The organism is Acinetobacter sp. NIOH-H-8, from assembly GCF_046635365.1.
Classification (GTDB): domain Bacteria; phylum Pseudomonadota; class Gammaproteobacteria; order Pseudomonadales; family Moraxellaceae; genus Acinetobacter.
Genome location: NZ_JBHDVN010000355.1, coordinates 1 through 389, shown reverse-complemented (window position 1 = coordinate 389; position 389 = coordinate 1). Strand labels below are relative to the sequence as shown.

1 protein-coding gene is annotated in these 389 nt (G+C 56.3%); it reads right to left on the bottom strand.

The window, feature by feature from the left end; translation table 11 throughout:
• The coding region (locus tag ACEWB7_RS18630) for a cytochrome ubiquinol oxidase subunit I (protein WP_411581180.1) at positions 1-389 on the bottom strand (389 nt) is incomplete at both ends.

Genomic DNA, 389 nt, shown 5'->3' with positions numbered 1-389 from the left:
AGATGAGATCGCCTGCGGTCAGTGACGAGTTCGCCACAGCTGTCGGCAGCACTTCACCGATAGCCCACGGTTGGCGGCCATATTCAGCCACGAACCAGCCCGCTTCTACAGCAATCCACGGCAGCGGAATACCGTACAGCGCGGCGCGCAGCAGCCATTTTTTCTCGCCAATGCGGTTGCGGATGACACTCCAGAAAGAGAGCGCAATGATTGCCAGCAGCAGGAAGCCACACGCCACCATGATACGGAACGCGAAGTACAGCGGCGCTACACGCGGAATGGAGTCTTTGGTTGCCTGTTGAATCTGAGCTTCAGTCGCATCAGCCACGTTTGGCGTATAGCGTTTCAGCAGCAGACCGTAACCGAGATCTTTCTTCATGCTATTGAAC